The following is a 16,184-nucleotide window of genomic DNA, read 5'->3' on the forward strand; positions in this document are numbered from 1 at the left end:
CCCATGCTGAGCTACCGACACGGTTTTCACGCAGGCAATTTCGCCGACGTGCACAAGCACGCGGTGCTGGCCTGGATCGTCCAGGCGCTGACCGCCAAGGCCAAGCCCTTCTGCGTGCTGGACACCCACGCCGGCGATGCCGGTTACGACCTGGCGAGCCAGTGGGCCGAGAAGACCGGCGAGTGGCGCGAGGGGGTCGGGCGGCTCATGGGGTGCCCCGGCGCGCCCGAGGCCATCGCCCCGTACCTGCAGGTGCTCGAGTCGTTCCGCGCAAGCCATGGCGAGCGCGCCTATCCCGGCTCGCCCGCCATCGCCCGAGGCCTGTTGCGTCCCGGCGACCGCCTGGTGCTCGGCGAACTGCACCCGGCGGCCTGGGAATCCCTCAGGGGCTTCTTCGCCGGGGATGGCCAGGTGGCGGTGCACCGGCGCGACGGCTGGGAACTGCTGGGCGCCCTGCTGCCGCCGGTGGAGCGGCGTGGCCTGGTGCTGGTGGATCCGCCCTATGAGCGTGACGAGGAATATCAGGCGGCGGCCCAGGCCTTGACGGACGCGTCCCGGCGCTGGCCTTCCGGGGTGTACCTGCTCTGGTATCCCCTGCTCGCGGCCGGCCGGCACCAGGCCATGCTGCGTAAACTCGAGGCGGCCAGGCCCGGCCCGATGCTGGTGGCGGAGTTGTGGACCGCGCCCCTGGATACCCCGGCGGGCCTGAATGGTTCGGGACTCTGCATCCTCAACCCGCCCTGGCGGCTCCACGAGGCCCTGGCGAGCCTGCAGCCCTGGCTGGTCGACTGTCTCGCGCCGGGCGGCGCCGGCGGCAGCCGCCTGCACTGGGCCATCCCCGACGCTTGAAATCCCCCGCCAAGACCCCATTTGTTCGGTACAGCTTCGTGCGCTGTCCCGTCTCAGGTTCGCGGGATGGCGTCCATTTCAATGTACCTGATCCAAGGGAGGTCCCATGTCCGTTGCCGGTCACAAGGAAACGCTGAGCTTCCAGACCGAGGTGAGCCAGCTGCTGCACCTCATGATCCACGCCCTGTACTCCAACAAGGAGATCTTCCTGCGCGAGCTGGTCTCCAACGCGGCGGATGCCTGCGACAAGCTGCGCTTCGAGGCCCTGTCCGACGATGCCCTCCTGGAAGGGGAGGGTGAGTTGCAGATCCAGGTGGAGTTCGACAAGCAGGCACGCACCGTCACCGTCCGCGACAACGGCATCGGCATGAGCCGGGAGGAGGTGATCGAGAACATCGGCACCATCGCCAAGTCCGGCACCAAGGAGTTCTTCTCCCGGCTCACCGGCGACCAGGCCAAGGACGCCCACCTGATCGGCCAGTTCGGCGTGGGCTTCTACTCCGCGTTCATCGTCGCCGAGCGGGTGGAGCTGACCAGCCGGCGTGCCGGGATGGGGCCGGAGCATGGCGTGCGCTGGGTCTCCGAGGGCACCGGCGAGTACAGCATCGAGACCGTGGAGGCGCCCCATCGCGGCACCGAGATCGTGCTGCATCTGAAGGCCGACGAGGACGAGTTCCTGGACGGCTACCGCCTGCGCCACATCATCACCCGCTACTCCGACCACATCCCCCTGCCCATCCGCATGCGTGCCTTCAACGATCAGGGCGAGCCGGGTGAGGAATGGGAGACGGTGAACAAGGCCAACGCCCTGTGGGCCCGCTCGCGGAACGAGATCACGGACGAGGAATACAAGGAGTTCTACAAACACGTGGCCCACGACTTCGAGGACCCGCTCGCCTGGACCCACAACCGGGTGGAGGGCCGCCAGGAGTACACCACGCTGCTGTACATCCCGAAGCGTGCGCCCTTCGATCTCTGGGACCGGGACCGCCGCCATGGCATCAAGCTCTACGTGCGCCGGGTGTTCATCATGGACGACGCCGAGCAGCTCATGCCCGCCTATCTGCGCTTCGTGCGCGGCGTGGTGGATTCCAGCGACCTGCCGCTCAACGTCTCCCGCGAGATCCTGCAGAACAACCGGCTCATCGACGGCATGCGCGCCGGGTCCGTGAAGAAGGTACTGGGCCTGCTGGAGGAACTGGCCAAGGACAGGCCCGAGGACTACCAGACCTTCTGGTCCGCCTTCGGCCAGGTGATGAAGGAGGGACCCGCCGAGGACTACGCCAACCGGGCGCAGATCGCCGGCCTGCTGCGATTTGCCTCCAGTCACACGGGCGAGGCCACCCAGGACGTGTCGCTCGCCGATTACATCGGGCGCATGAAGGAAGGCCAGAAGGCCATCTACTACATCACCGCCGACAGTCACGGCGCCGCCGCCCACAGTCCGCACCTGGAGGTGTTCCGCAAGCACGGGGTGGAGGTGCTGCTGCTCTCCGACCGAGTGGATGAGTGGCTCATGAGCCATCTCACCGAGTTCGACGGCAAGCCCTTCAAGTCCGTGTCCAAGGGCGCCCTGGACCTGGGTGAACTGGAGACCGACGAAGAGAAGAAGGCCGCCGAGAGCGCGGAGAAGGAGGCCGGCGACGTGGTCGCCAGGCTCAAGACCGCCCTGGGCGATAAGGTGGATGACGTGCGTGTCTCCCACCGCCTGACGGATTCGCCCGCCTGCATCGTGCTCAACGAGCACGACATGGCCCTGTACATGCAGCAGTTGCTGCGCCAGGCGGGCCAGAAACTGCCGTCCACCAAGCCGGTGCTGGAGATCAACCCGGGCCACGCCCTGATCCAGAAGCTCAAGGACGTGGACGAGGCCCAGCTGGGCGAGTGGGCCGAGATCCTGTTCAACCAGGCCCTGCTGGCCGAGGGTGCCCAGCTGGAAGACCCTGCCGGCTTCGTGCGCCGCCTGAACAGCCTGATCCTGTCGCGGCTCTAACCGACTGACCGTTCCATGTACCCCTGAAAGCCCGGTCTTCGGACCGGGCTTTTTTGTGTCGTCAGGATCAGGTTGGGTGGCACACCAGTTTCCCTCAGAACCAAAAGCCTTTCTCTCGTGGAGGGCGGAGGCGCTGGGAAGATCGCAATCTGATTTCTCGCAAAGACGCAAAGAGGCGAAGAAAAATCCAACAGTTTCAAAAGCTTTTCTTGGCGATGAGATGCTCTCCTGCCTCTTTCTGGCTCGGCATCTGAAGTGCCACGAGGGAGGCGTTAACAACCATCGAATGAAGAAGGGGGAGGCCGTATCCGAGAGGATTACGGTGGGCCTGGATCTGGCAAAGAACGTGTTTCATGGGGTGTCTTTGCGCCTAGGCGTGAGGGCCTTTTTGGGGTTCCCCAGTGACCCTGCGCCTCCGCGAGAGACTGGCTTGTGATCACGCCTCTATTGACAATGAGAACGATTCGTATTCATACTCGCGTTCGTGTTTGAGCCAGCCATCAGCCAGCCAGTGTCTCCGGGTCCTCAGTCCGTTGGTCGTGGCGGTCGTTGGCTGGCCTGGGGCGTGTCCATCAGCGTACTACTGCACGGTGGCGCTCTGACCTGGATGCTCAGGGAGCGGCCCTCCGCGGCCTTCGAGGTCGCCCCGGTGGTGCAGGTGGCACTGCTTCCGGCCGCGGCCCCGGCCCCGGCGAGGCCGGAACCGGATGATCAGCCGCAACCAGAGACCCCGCCAAGGCCAGAGCCTGAGCCGTTGGCGGTGATGTCTGCTGAAGGCGATCGTCCCGTGGAACCGGAACCGGAACCGGAACCGGAACCGGAACCCGAGCCCGAGCCCGAGCCCGAGCCGACGCGGGAAATGACGCAGGCGGAATCCGGGCCACAGGCGAACCAGCAGACCGACGAGGCACTCCAGGCCGAACCGGGCGATGCCCAGACGGCGGTGCGTGCGCCGGACTATCAGGCCGACTACCTGGACAACCCGCCGCCGGCCTACCCGCGCCTGTCGCGGCGCCTGCGGGAAGAGGGCGAGGTGACGCTGAGGGTGCGGGTGACGGCGGACGGTCGGCCGGCCGAAGTGGTGGTCGCCGGTTCCAGCGGATCGAGCCGGCTGGATCAGGCGGCGCAGGCGGCGGTGCAGGGCTGGCGCTTCGAGCCGGCCAGACAGGGGGCACGCCCGGTGGAGGCCTGGGTGGTGGTGCCCATCGTATTCAGACTGGAGGATTGAGATGGATATTGCATTGGTCTTCGAGCAGGGGGACTGGGTACTGATCGGGGTGTTCCTGATCCTGCTGCTGATGTCCGTGGCCACCTGGGCCCTGATCTTCGTCAGGACGGTCACGGCGCTGCGCATACGCCGGGACAATCGTGCCTTTCAGCAGGCGTTCTGGGATGCCCGAGGTGATGCCCAGGCCCTGGCACGGGCGGAACAGTCGGGCTCTCCCCTGGCGGCCATCGCGCGGGCAGGCATCCGCGGACTCAAGCATTACCGTAGCCGGGATCCGCAGAGACTGGGAGACGCCTGCAGCGCCGACGAGTTTCTGGTGCGCACTATTCGCAACGCCCTGGGCCGCGAACAGGCGCGTCAGCAGAGCGGTTTGACGGTGCTCGCGTCCGTGGGCAGCACGGCGCCCTTTGTGGGGCTGTTCGGTACCGTGTGGGGCATCTATCACGCCCTGATGGATATCGCTGCCGCAGGTAATGCCTCCATGGAAGTGGTGGCAGGCCCCCTGGGTGAGGCCCTGGTGGCCACGGCAGCGGGTCTGGCGGCGGCCATCCCGGCAGTGCTGGCCTACAACGCCAGCCATCGCTTCAACCGCAGCCTGGCCCAGGAGATGGATGCCTTCGCCCACGACCTGCATGCCTACCTGACCACCGGCGCCGCCGTGGCCACGGGCATCATCAAGCAGCCGGACATGGCCGGGTCTCAGGCCGTGGCGGAGTCCGCCTGATGGCCTTCGGTGGCTTCAGTCAGGACGGTGCGGGCGAGATGGCGGAGATCAACGTGATCCCCCTGGTGGACATCATGCTGGTGCTGCTGGTGATCTTCATCATCACTGCGCCGGTGATCACCCACGCGGTCAAGGTGGACCTGCCCAAGGCCAGCCACGAGGTGAATCAGCTCAGGCCCGAGACCGTGACTCTGAGCATCGACGCTCAAGGCGGACTGTACTGGAACAACGACCCCGTTGCCGCGGAGCGCCTGGAAATCCGCCTGGCCCGGGCGGCGGCGGAGCATTCGGACATGGAACTGCACCTGCGTGCTGACCAGGAGACCCCTTATGAGCGGGTGGCCTGGGTGCTCACGCGGGCACGCTCGGCGGGTGTGGTGCGCATCGGCTTCATCACCCAGCCGGAAGGAGAGTGACGCCATGAAATCCGAAAATCAGGACACGCAGATCACACCTGGGCGTGAAACCGGAGAATCCCTTGCAGGGAGTCCCGCGCGCGTGGTGTCCAGCCATGAACTGCTGGGTCGTCAGCGGCGCCTGCAGATCGACCATGGGGGTGAGCGCTACGTGTTGCGCGTGACCCGGCAGGGGAAGCTCATCCTGACCAAATGAACGACAGCGGTGCCGCTACCGGCAGCCGTTGATGATATCCAAACAGCCAGCCAGAAAGTCCCTCTGTCCTCCAGGCAGCCTCCCGGGGTCTTCAAGCCAGCCAGACCAACTGTTGAAGAACCCGAGGGGAGTACTGTGATGACCTGCAAGACTTGTTCGACTATCCGATCCGTAAAGGCGCCTCTGTGCCCAACGACCCTTGCCGCCGCGGTCGCATTGGCCTCGTTTCCGATACTGTCGGCTGCACAGGAGGTCCGCGAGTTGTCCCGGGTGGTGGTAACCGCAGGCGGATTCGAGCAGGAACTGATCGAGGCGCCCGCCAGTATTTCCGTGATCACCCGTGATGAACTGGAACGCAAACAGGTGCGCAACCTAGCCGAGGCCCTGAGCGGTATCGAGGGTGTCAATGTCAACGCTCTGGATGCTCGTAGCAACAAAACCGGCAACCAGGTGATCAGTCTGAGGGGGCTGCCCGCTGAATACACCCTGGTGCTCATCGACGGACGCCGTCAGAACGTGCCCGGCACGGTAGCGCCCAATGCCTTTGAGGATTCCGCATCGGTGTTCATCCCGCCCATCGCTGCCATCGAACGCATCGAAGTGATTCGTGGTCCCATGTCCACCCTGTACGGTGCCGACGCACTGGGTGGTGTGGTGAACATCATCACCCGCAGGTCCGGGCGTGAATGGGGCGGGGCGGCGAGCATCGCCGGCACTTTTCAGTCGGACCCCCAATTTGGCGGCGCTAGCACAGCCGAGGCCTATGCAGCGGGGCCGCTGGCCGACGAGCGTCTGTCGATGCAGATTTACGGACGTTTGTTCGAACGGGCCGAGTCACGGGTGACCTGGGAAGGGCAGAACGAAAGCCTGGTGGACAACCGCACCATGGGACAGAGCCCGGTGGGCGCCAATGTGCAGACGGCAGGTGGCCGACTGGTGTTCAGTCCCGATGCCGTTCACGATCTCACCCTGGGCTTTGATCTCACCCGTCAGACCTACAACAACGATCGGGGGCAGCTGGGACGCATCCGGCGCAATGCCCAGGGCCAACTGCGCGACGGCTATGACACGGAACTGGGTTTCGAGCGCGATCAGGTCTACCTGGCCCATACGGGACGCCTGGACGTCGGCACCCTGGAGAGCAGTCTGACACGTAACACCACGCGAACCACGGGGCGCACCATACCGGAGGCGGCCGTGCCGCCTGCTGATCCGCGTCTGGGCACGGCACGTACGCTCGAGAGCGAGACCACGGTGCTGGAATCGAAGCTTATCACGGGCCTTGGGGATCACTTGGTCTCCATCGGTGCCCAGTACATCGACGCAGAACTCACCGACGGTATCCCGGAAACGACCTTCAGCAACAGCCAGTGGGGCGTGTTCATCGAGGATGAGTGGAGTGTCACCGAGCGTCTGGCATTGACCGGCGGCCTGCGCTACGACAAGCACGACGCCTTCGGCGGACAGTTAACGCCCAGGGCCTACGCGGTCTGGTCCGCCACGGAGGCCTGGACCCTCAAGGGCGGCGTCGGTCGGGGATATCGGGCCCCTTATCTCGAGCAACTCCATGATGGGATCGTGGGCTATGGCAACCAGGGTCAGGACCCTCTGTTCGGAGATCCGGAGCTCAAGCCCGAGATCAGCACCAACTACGAGGTGTCGGCACATTTCCACCCAGGCCCCGATCTCACGGGTCACGTGACCCTGTTCTACACGGAGCTCAAGGACAAGATCGAGCGGCCCACGGCCGCCTCCGGGTTGACCAATACCTTCGCGAATATCGGAGAGGCCCGGATACAAGGCGTGGAACTGGCAGCGGCCTGGCGTTTCGCGCCCCGCTGGCGTCTGTCCGGCAACTACACATACACCGACAGTGAGGTCACGAGTTCCATCGTCCAGGGTTATGACAGGGGCGACCCGCTGTTCAGCGTACCCGAGCACATGGTGAATGCCACCCTTGACTGGCAGGTCACGCCGTCACTGAACACCTTCCTGCAGGCGGAATACCGTTCAAGCAGCCACCGTCCTGACAGTTTTCATGAGCCGCATCTGGGCGGCAGCGCACAGGGAGCCAAGGAGGCCCTGGGCGATTTCAAGGGCTATACCCTGCTCAACCTGGGTGCGAGTTACGAGGTCAACCGTCAGGTGAGTGTCAACGGCACCATCCATAACCTGCTCAACAAGGACTTCAACGACTACCGCGCCTATCCCTTGCGCAACGATCCGACGACCACCGCCTATAGCAACGTATACAGCAACCTGCTGGAGCCACGGCGTCTCTGGTTATCCATGAACGTGAATTTCTGAAGCCGTCTTCTCCGAGACCTTCTATGGGTCTTGCCCGGGGTGTTGTTCAGCCCCGGGCTTTTTTATGCCCCCACGCATTTCACTGGGTGCTGTGGGATGCGTCGTAAGCCGCCTGTTACCGCGCTCGGGCATTGAACCTGGTCACCCCCATATCTGTCGGGTGATGCGTACCGTGGGGTCATCGGCTATCCTGAGCAAAGAACAAATATCCGCCCAATCATTCCGTCAGGAGCGTGACATGACCGATTCCCAATCCCCCCTGGGGCAGTTGCAGGACGTCCTGCTGGCCACCGACGCCTCCGAGAACAGCCAGGCCGCCGAGGCCGCTGCCCTGGAGCTGGCGTCGCGTGTGGGTGCGCGTCTGCATATCCTGCGCGTGGTGGTCACCACGCCCGAGCAGGCCGCGGAGATGCCTCGCTGGGTGGCGGAGGCGGGTGACGAGGCCAAGGCCTACATCGATGGCCTGAAGGAGCGTGCCGTGGCACAGGGCCTGAGCGCTGACACCTACGTGCGCACCAGCAGCGATCCCTATGGCGAGATCGCCGCCACGGCCCAGAAGCTCGGCTGCGGTCTGATCATGCTCGGCCGTCACGAGCGCAGCGAGTTCGCCCGCCTGCTCAAGGGCCAGACCATCAACCGTCTCATGGAAAAGGCCCGGTGCAGCGTCATGATGCTGCCCGCGGGCACCACCCTGCCGACCGCGCGCATCCTGGTGGCCACCGACGGGTCCGAGTTTGGCGATGCGGCGGTGGCTGGCGCCGTCGACCTGGCCGGCCGTCTGCAATTGCCGCTCACCGCCGTGTCGGTCTATGCACCGGGCTCCGCCGACGATGTTCATGCCCAGGCCTACGACGCCGTGGCCCGTGCCCAGGAGGCTGCGGGCAGTATCCCGTTCGACGGGCGCACCGTGGAGGGCAAACCCGCCGAGGCCATCCTCGATGTGGCACGGGAGTCCGGTGCCGACCTGATCGTGCTCGGCAGCCTGGGCCGCAGTGGTCTGGGTCGACTGTTCATGGGCTCCGTGGCTCAGAAGGTGGTCTCGGGCTCGCCCTGTGCCGTTCTGGTGACGATCCGTACCTGAGCCCCCCATCCACTCGGCCGCATCGCGGGCCTGAGGAAAACCCTTGAGCACGGATCAGTGGTTGCTGGCCGGGGTGCTGCTCGCCACCCTGGTGTTGTTCCTCTGGGGACGCTGGCGCCATGACATGGTGGCGGTGGCGGCCCTGCTCGCGAGCGTCGCCCTTGGTCTGGTGCCCTCCGCCGAGGCCTTCTCCGGCTTTGCCCACCCCGCGGTGATCACCGTGGCTTGCGTGTTGATCCTGAGCCAGGGGCTGCAGACCTCGGGGGCCGTGGACGCGCTGGTGCGCCGGGTCATGCCCGGCGCCGCCGGCCCGACGCTCACCATCGCCGTGCTCACGGGGCTCGGCGCCCTGCTGTCCGGTTTCATGAACAACGTGGGCGCGCTCGCCCTGCTCATCCCGGTGGCCCTGCAGGTGGCCGCGCGCATGGATGTGGCCCCGGCCCGGGTGCTTATGCCGCTGGCCTTTGGCACCATCCTGGGCGGCATGATCACCCTGGTGGGTACGCCGCCCAACCTGATCGTCTCGGGATTTCGCGCCGAGGCGGGTCTCGGTCCCTTCGGCATGTTCGATTTCACCCCGGTGGGCCTGGCGGTGGCGGCCCTGGGCGTGCTGTTCGTGGCCCTGGTGGGCTGGCGCCTGGTGCCTGCCCGCAAGCCCGGTGCGGAAGGCTTCGAGACCGAGGCCTATCTCACCGAGGTGCGCGTGCACGAGGACAGCGAGCTGGCCGGACGCTGTCTGCGGGATGTGGACGAGAAACTCAGGGACCAGGATGCCCACGTGGTGAGCCTGGTGCGTCACGAGGTGCGCATGGTGGCGCCCCATCCGGGCCGCAGGATCCATGCCGGCGACATCCTGGTGATCCAGGCCGAGGCCGATGCCCTGGCCGGGGTACTGGGCAGTCTGGGGCTCAAGCTGGAAGAGGCCGTCGCGCCGGAGGAGGCCGAAGGGGAGGCGGTCGAGATCGCCAGCACCTCGAAGCACGAGGTCAAGGCCAGTAAGGACCAGGAGGTCGAGGAGGAGGCACCCAGGGAGGACGAGATCGGCCTGGTGGAACTTGCTGTCCTGCCCCAGTCCTCGGTGATCGGACGGACCGCCAGTGATATCCAGTTGCGCACCCGCTATGGCATCAACCTGCTGGCCATCTCCCGTCAGGGCCAGCGTACCGCCACCCGTCTGCGGGCAACGCCCCTGCGCGCGGGGGACGTGCTGCTCATGCAGGGTTCGCCGGAGGCGATCTCGGAATTCGCCGCCAACGCGGGTTGCGTGCCCCTGGCGGAGCGCGCGCTGACCATTCCGGATCGTCGCAAGGCGATCCTCGCCACGGGCATCATGGGCATGGCGGTGGCGGCGGCCACCCTGGGCGTGCCCGCCGCCCTGGCCTTTGCCGCCGGGGTGCTGGTGTCCCTGCTGGTGCGTACCGTCGCCCTGCGCCAGGTCTATCAGTCGGTGGACTGGCCGGTGGTGGTGCTCCTGGCAGCACTGATCCCCGTGGCCGGTGCCATGCAGGCCACCGGGCTTGCCGGCCTGGTCGCCCAGTTCATGGTGGACACCCTGGCTCAGGGACACGTGATCGTCGCGCTGCTGCTGATCCTGGTGGTGACCATGATGCTCTCGGACCTGATGAACAACGCCGCCACGGCGGCAGTCATGTGTCCCATTGCCATCGGCATCGCCGGCCAGCTGGGGGTGAACGTGGATACCTTCCTGATGGCCGTGGCGGTGGGTGCCTCCTGCGCCTTCCTCACCCCTATCGGTCACCAGAACAACACCCTCATCCTGGGGCCGGGCGGCCTGCGTTTCGGGGATTACTGGCGGCTGGGCCTGCCGCTGGAGGTGCTGGTGGTGGCGGTGGCGGTGCCCATGCTTCTGATCGTCTGGCCGCTGTGAGGCGTCAGGGGTGACAGGGGCATCGCTGTCGGCCTGAAGGCCGACTGCGCGGCTTTTCGAAGCCGGCCCAAATGCACAAGGGGCGACCGTCTGGTCGCCCCTTGTGTTGTGTGGAATCAGGTGGTGCGGTGGAGACCGGCTCAGATGGCCTCGTCCACGCTGCGCAGGGTGGCACCGGGGGTCTGAGTGGCGAGTCGTGCCTCCAGGCGATCCCGCAGCTGTTGGATCTGCTCGCGGGTCAGGGCCGTGCCGTTGTCCGGCCGTTCGCGGGTCTCGGCATTGCGTGCGGATTCGGGTCGGCTGCGGGTCTCTCCCCGGGACTGCTCCCGGGCCACGTCCAGCCGGGCCCGGCTGGCCAGCTCCGCGTCGTTGCGCCCGGGGCGGTTTTCGGCGTTGGCCTGTTCCTCGTTGCGCCGGCCGGCGGCACCCTGTTCCGGATCGGCCAGGGGGCGTGGGGATTCGGTGGGCACGGCGGTCGCACCGCCGCCGGGGCGGTCGGAGGGCGGCGGCCGGTTGGCCGGCACGCTCGGCGGGATGACGACCGGGGTGTCGATGATCATGGCGGCGGGGGTGTCAGGCCTTCACGTCCAGCAGGGCGCCCAGCATGCGGTTCTCCGCCTGGAGCACCTTCACGGAGGCCTCGATCTGGGTGGAGTTCTGGATCTGGCCCACCAGGGGTTCCACCACGCTGGTGGTGGCCTCGCCGTTGAGGCGATCGGCGCTGGCGATGTCGGCGGCGTTGCGCTGCAGACCCTCCATGCCACGCTGGATGCCGTTCAGTGCGAAACCCGCTGCGGGGGTGATGGCCATGGGAAGACTCCCTAAACCTTTGGACTCAGGCTTAATTCTAGAACACCTGCGACTCCCGGCGCAGCAAAACCCGACCTTGCGGTGGGGTTAAGCGACCGTTCGTCCGGGTTTTCCGGGGTTTGTGTCTTCCAAACCCCGTCAAAGCAAATCCAGCACCCGTTCCAGGGCGCCGACCTGGTGGTCCAGCCAGCGGCGGGCGGCCTGCGCCTGGCGGCGTGCCTGTGCCAGGTCGCCGAGCAGGGCCTCCGCCCGGGCGGCCAGGGTCTCGACGCTGTCGGCCCGAGTGACCACGCCGGCCAGGACCGCGGCACGGACCAGGGGGTCACGGCCGTCATGGGGGCCCAGCAGCACGGGAACCCCGTGCTGCAGGGGGGTGATCAGGTCCGGGGCCTGCATCTCTGCCACCAGGCTGCCGCCGGGGATGACCAGGTCGGCGCAGGGGTAGAGGGCGGTGCGGGTTTCGGTGTCCTCCACGTAGTAGACCCGGTTCTTGCGCGGCACGTAGGAGGTCATCAGCCGGTTGTGGCGGATGATGGGCAGGCTGTACTTGATGGCGTCCCGGTAGACGGGCTCGTGGCGGGCCGGGTCCCGGGGCGCCAGGATCATGATGGCGGTCTGCCGGCGCAGCAGTTCGAACAGCACGCCGAAGGCCACCGCCTCCTCGCCGGGGCCGGTGTCCGGCACGTAGAACACCCGGTGCTCCCGTTCCCGGTATTCCCTGAAGCGTTCGCACAGGTCTTCGCTGCGCTCCGGCAGTTCGGGCAGTGCGTCAAGGCTCGCAGTGGGGTCGCCGGTGAGGCGGGCCCCGGGCAGCAGCCCAGCGGCGGCCTCGTCGGACACGGTGACCAAGCGGCAGCCGGTACCGGCCACCTCGCCGCTGCGGGCATTGATCCACACCCGGTCGGCGGGGCCGGCGGCCACCAGGTCAAAGCGATTGTCTGCATCGCCCAGCACGATCAGGCGGGCGGCCTTGAGCCTCTCCAGGCGTTTGCGGTCGGCGCCGTGTTCACGGGGCAGGTGCACGTGGGGGCGCGCACCCTGGTAGGGGGTCTCACCCACCACGCCCAGGGCCAGTGAACCGAAGCGGGACGCAAGGGCGTTCAGCAGGGTCTCCGCCGCATCCAGGTCCGGTGCCGTGCCCAGCACCAGGGTGCGCCCCACCAAATCAGCGGGCACGCGGCCGGCACTGAACAGTCCCGCGAGTCTGGCGATGGGCATGGCAGGCGCTCCTGGAGACAATCGAAAGCGCGCAAGTATAGCCCGGCGCCCGGACGGGATTAACCCGCAGGGTGATCAGTGCCCGCGCACCACCTGGCGGTAATGGTTGATCAGGCCGTTGGTGGAGGCATCGTGGCCGGACACCTCCGCCTCGCCGGAGAGTTCCGGCAGGATGGTCTTGGCCAGCTGCTTGCCCAGCTCCACACCCCACTGATCAAAAGAGTTCACGTTCCAGATCACCCCCTGGACGAAGATCTTGTGCTCGTAGAGGGCGACGAGACTGCCCAGGGTGCGGGGCGTGAGCCTGCGGAACAGGATGGAGTTGCTGGGGCGGTTGCCCTCGAACACCCGGTGCGGGCCGACCGCTTCGAGGGTGGCCTCGTCCACGCCCGCGGCGCGCATCTCGTCCTGCACCTCCTCCAGGGTCTTGCCGCGCATCAGGGCCTCGGTCTGGGCGAAGAAGTTGGACAGCAGAATGGGGTGGTGATCGCCGATGGGGTGATGGCTCTCGCAGGGGGCCAGGAAGTCGCAGGGCACCAGCCGCGTGCCCTGGTGGATCAGCTGGTAGAAGGCGTGCTGGCCGTTGGTGCCCGGCTCGCCCCAGATCACCGGCCCGGTGTGGTAGTGCACCCGCCGGCCCTGGCGGTCCACGGACTTGCCGTTGCTCTCCATGTCGCCCTGCTGGAAGTAGGCGGGGAAGCGCAGCATGGACTGGTCGTAGGGCAGGATGGCGTGGCTGTGGGCCTCGAAGAAGTTCACGTACCAGACGCCCAGCAGGGCGAGGATCACCGGCAGGTTCTCCCCGAGTGGCGCGGTGCGGAAATGCTCGTCCATGGCGTGCGCCCCTTCGAGTAACTCCTCGAAGCGTTCCATGCCCACGTACAGGGCGATGGGCAGGCCGATGGCGGACCACAGGGAATAGCGCCCGCCTACCCAGTCCCAGAAGCCGAACATGTGTTCGGGGTCGATGCCGAACTTCACCACGCCGTCGCGGTTGGTGGACACGGCCACGAAGTGCCTGGCGATGGCGGACTCATCACCAGCATGTTCCAGGAACCAGCGCCGCGCGGTGTGGGCGTTGGTGAGCGTCTCCTGGGTGGTGAAGGTCTTGGAGGCGATGATGAACAGGGTGGTCTCGGGGTCGACGCACTTGAGGGTCTCCGCCATGTGGGTGCCGTCCACGTTGGAGACGAAGTGCATGCTGAGCCGTTCATGGCCGTAGGGACGCAGGGCCTCGCACACCATCACCGGCCCTAGGTCCGATCCGCCGATGCCGATGTTGACCACGTGGCGGATGGGCTTGCCGGTGTAACCGGTCCAGGCCCCGCTGCGCACCCGCTCGGTGAAGGCGGCCATGCGCGCGAGCACGGCGTTCACCTCCGGCATGACGTCCTCGCCATCCACAAGGATGGGCCGGTTGGCGCGGTTCCTGAGCGCCACGTGCAGCACGGCGCGGTCCTCGGTGACGTTGATCTTCTCACCGCCGAACATGCGCGCGCGCCAGCCTTCCACGTCGCACTCACGCGCGAGATCCAGCAGCAGCTCCAGGGTCTCGGCGGTGATGCGGTTCTTGGCGTAATCCAGCAGGATGTCCTCGAAGCGCAGGGAGAAGCGCTCGAAGCGCTGCGGGTCCCGGGCAAACAGTTCGCGCATGTGCACGTCCTTGAGCGCGTCGTAATGGGAGGCCAGCGCCTGCCAGGCGCGCGTCTTGTTCGGTTGCATGGTCATGGTTCCTGACTCGTCTCGCATGGGTAAAAGCATTCAACGCAAAGACGCGAAGTCGCAGAGGACGCAAAGATGCTTGAGAGGGTTTTATACATGACTTTCTTCGCGTGCTTTGCGTCTCTGCGCCTTTGCGTTGAAGCGCTTGATTTAATCCGCATCCACCGAATCCCGCCAGCGCTGGTCGTCGCGGTCGAACAGGCGGTTGGCCTCCTGGGGGCCCCAGCTGCCGGCGGGGTAGGTGTGGATGAAGTCGCGCTCCACGGCCCAGAGCTTGAGCACCGGGTCCACCACCCGCCAGGCCCATTCCACCTCGTCGTAGCGCAGGAATAAAGCGTGGTCGCCGTCGATCACGTCCAGCAGGAGGGCCTCGTAGGCATCCAGCTTCACCTCGTCGGCGCGGCAGTAGCTGGCGTCCAGCTGGGTGGTGCGGGAGCGCAGCTCCAGGCCGGTCTGCTTGACCTGCATCTCGATGCGCAGGCATTCGTCCGGCTGGATGCCCATGAGGATCCAGTTGGGCTTGAGGCTCTCGATGGCGGTCTCGCGGAACAGCTGCTGGGGCGGGTGCTTGAAGCGGATGCTCACCATGGAGCTGTTGCGCTCCATGGCCTTGCCGGTGCGCAGGTAGAAGGGCACGTTGCGCCAGCGCCAGTTGTCGATGTAGAGCTTGAGCGCCGCGAAGGTCTCGGTGGTGCTGTTGGCCGGCACGCCCCTCTCCTCCAGGTAGCCGGGGAGCTTCTCGCCGCCCCGCTGCCCGCGGGTGTACTGGGCGCGGAAGGCGTGGGCATGCACGGCGCTCTGGGGGATGGGGCGGATGGAGCGCAGCACCTTCACCTTCTCGTCGCGCAGGGCCTCGCCGTCCAGCAGCGCCGGCGGTTCCATGGCCACCAGGGTGAGCATCTGCAGCAGGTGGCTCTGGATCATGTCGCGCAGGGCGCCGGCCCCGTCGTAGTAATCGGCGCGCCCCTCGATGCCCCGGGCCTCGGCGTGGGAGATCTGCACGTGGTCGATGTAGTTGCGGTTCCACAGGGGTTCCAGCAGCAGGTTGGCGAAGCGGAACACCAGGATGTTCTGGATGGTGCCCTTGCCCAGGTAGTGGTCGATGCGAAAGATCTGCTCCTCGGTGAAGTGCCGGTGCAGCCGGTCGTCCAGGATCTGTGCGCTCTCCAGGTCGTAGCCGAAGGGCTTTTCCACCACCAGGCGCCGCCAGCCGTTGGTCTGCTTGTGCAGGCCCACCTTGGCCAGGTTCGCGCTCACGGTGCCGAACTCCGCCGGGCGGATGGCCATGTAGAAGATCACGTTCTCCGGCAGTTCGGTGCTGTGCTCGATGCGTTCGCGCAGGGCCTGGTAGGTGGCCTTGTCGTTGAGATCGCCGGGGCTGAAATAGAGGCGCTCGCGAAAGCGCTTGAACACCGCCTTGTCCAGGCCGCCGTTGCGCGCCCTTGGAGCGAGGGTTTCTTCCACCTCGCGGCGCCAGGCCTCGTCATCCCAGTCGCGCCGGCCCACGCCCAGCACCACCGCCTTGTCCGGCAGCCGGCCCGCCTCTTCCAGGTGATACAGGGCGGGCAGCAGCTTGTTCTGTGCCAGGTTGCCCGTGGCGCCGAAGATCACGAAGGTGCAGGCGTCGGTCATGGTCCGGATTCCGTGGTCACTTCATCAAAAGCTTGCCGCAGAGACGCAAAGGCGCGGAGAAAATGCAAAATCTGGACAGGATTGACATGATGATGAACAAAGGCGAATGAGCGCCAGCAG

General features: G+C 66.3%; 14 protein-coding genes. 9 read left to right on the forward strand and 5 right to left on the reverse strand.

Going from position 1 to position 16,184, the window contains the following annotated elements:
* The first annotated feature begins 3 nt into the window (after positions 1 to 3).
* From D580_RS0103575 to D580_RS0103620, 9 genes are all read left to right on the forward strand, one after another.
* Positions 4 to 849 carry a 23S rRNA (adenine(2030)-N(6))-methyltransferase RlmJ gene (locus tag D580_RS0103575; protein ID WP_018953067.1) on the forward strand — a complete coding sequence of 282 codons (846 nt, stop codon included), beginning with the start codon at positions 4 to 6 and terminating at the stop codon, positions 847 to 849.
* 106 nt (positions 850 to 955) lie between these two features.
* Positions 956 to 2,842: a molecular chaperone HtpG gene (gene htpG, locus D580_RS0103580; RefSeq protein WP_018953068.1), complete on the forward strand. Its 1,887-nt coding sequence runs from the start codon at positions 956 to 958 to the stop codon at positions 2,840 to 2,842.
* A gap of 565 nt (positions 2,843 to 3,407) precedes the next feature.
* Positions 3,408 to 4,070 carry an energy transducer TonB gene (locus D580_RS0103590; protein ID WP_231363483.1) on the forward strand — a complete coding sequence of 221 codons (663 nt, stop codon included), beginning with the start codon at positions 3,408 to 3,410 and terminating at the stop codon, positions 4,068 to 4,070.
* Between the two features lies 1 nt (position 4,071).
* The gene (locus D580_RS0103595) at positions 4,072 to 4,794 is read left to right on the forward strand and encodes a MotA/TolQ/ExbB proton channel family protein (protein WP_026289677.1); all 723 of its coding nucleotides are present in this window, start codon (positions 4,072 to 4,074) and stop codon (positions 4,792 to 4,794) included.
* The gene (locus D580_RS0103600) at positions 4,794 to 5,210 is read left to right on the forward strand and encodes an ExbD/TolR family protein (RefSeq protein ID WP_012637442.1); all 417 of its coding nucleotides are present in this window, start codon (positions 4,794 to 4,796) and stop codon (positions 5,208 to 5,210) included. The genes D580_RS0103595 and D580_RS0103600 overlap by 1 nt, the downstream gene beginning before the upstream one ends.
* 4 nt (positions 5,211 to 5,214) lie before the next feature.
* Positions 5,215 to 5,406 carry a hemin uptake protein HemP gene (hemP, locus tag D580_RS0103605; protein ID WP_026289678.1) on the forward strand — a complete coding sequence of 64 codons (192 nt, stop codon included), beginning with the start codon at positions 5,215 to 5,217 and terminating at the stop codon, positions 5,404 to 5,406.
* Between the two features lie 138 nt (positions 5,407 to 5,544).
* Complete coding sequence (locus tag D580_RS0103610) at positions 5,545 to 7,713, forward strand: TonB-dependent receptor domain-containing protein (RefSeq protein WP_051081768.1); 2,169 nt, start codon at positions 5,545 to 5,547, stop codon at positions 7,711 to 7,713.
* A 238-nt stretch (positions 7,714 to 7,951) separates the two neighbouring features.
* A complete protein-coding gene (locus D580_RS0103615; RefSeq protein ID WP_018953074.1) occupies positions 7,952 to 8,794 on the forward strand; it encodes a universal stress protein in 843 nt (280 codons plus the stop codon).
* A gap of 43 nt (positions 8,795 to 8,837) precedes the next feature.
* Positions 8,838 to 10,682 carry an SLC13 family permease gene (locus D580_RS0103620; protein ID WP_018953075.1) on the forward strand — a complete coding sequence of 615 codons (1,845 nt, stop codon included), beginning with the start codon at positions 8,838 to 8,840 and terminating at the stop codon, positions 10,680 to 10,682.
* A 140-nt stretch (positions 10,683 to 10,822) separates the two neighbouring features.
* Here the strand turns inward: D580_RS0103620 and D580_RS15820 are convergent, their stop codons facing one another.
* From D580_RS15820 to zwf, 5 genes are all read right to left on the reverse strand, one after another.
* A complete protein-coding gene (locus D580_RS15820) occupies positions 10,823 to 11,242 on the reverse strand; it encodes a hypothetical protein (protein ID WP_018953076.1) in 420 nt (139 codons plus the stop codon).
* 13 nt (positions 11,243 to 11,255) lie between these two features.
* Entirely contained in the window at positions 11,256 to 11,492 is a 237-nt protein-coding gene (locus D580_RS0103630) for a hypothetical protein (protein ID WP_012637448.1), read from the reverse strand.
* A gap of 138 nt (positions 11,493 to 11,630) precedes the next feature.
* Positions 11,631 to 12,710 carry a hypothetical protein gene (locus tag D580_RS0103635; protein ID WP_018953077.1) on the reverse strand — a complete coding sequence of 360 codons (1,080 nt, stop codon included), beginning with the start codon at positions 12,708 to 12,710 and terminating at the stop codon, positions 11,631 to 11,633.
* A 75-nt stretch (positions 12,711 to 12,785) separates the two neighbouring features.
* A complete protein-coding gene (gene pgi / locus D580_RS0103640; protein ID WP_038043112.1) occupies positions 12,786 to 14,432 on the reverse strand; it encodes a glucose-6-phosphate isomerase in 1,647 nt (548 codons plus the stop codon).
* 150 nt (positions 14,433 to 14,582) lie between these two features.
* On the reverse strand, positions 14,583 to 16,064 hold the full coding sequence (gene zwf, locus D580_RS0103645) for a glucose-6-phosphate dehydrogenase (protein WP_018953079.1): 1,482 nt from the start codon (positions 16,062 to 16,064) through the stop codon (positions 14,583 to 14,585).
* Positions 16,065 to 16,184: the final 120 nt, after the last annotated feature.

Source organism: Thioalkalivibrio sulfidiphilus (genome assembly GCF_000377945.1).
GTDB lineage: Bacteria > Pseudomonadota > Gammaproteobacteria > Ectothiorhodospirales > Ectothiorhodospiraceae > Thioalkalivibrio_A > Thioalkalivibrio_A sulfidiphilus_A.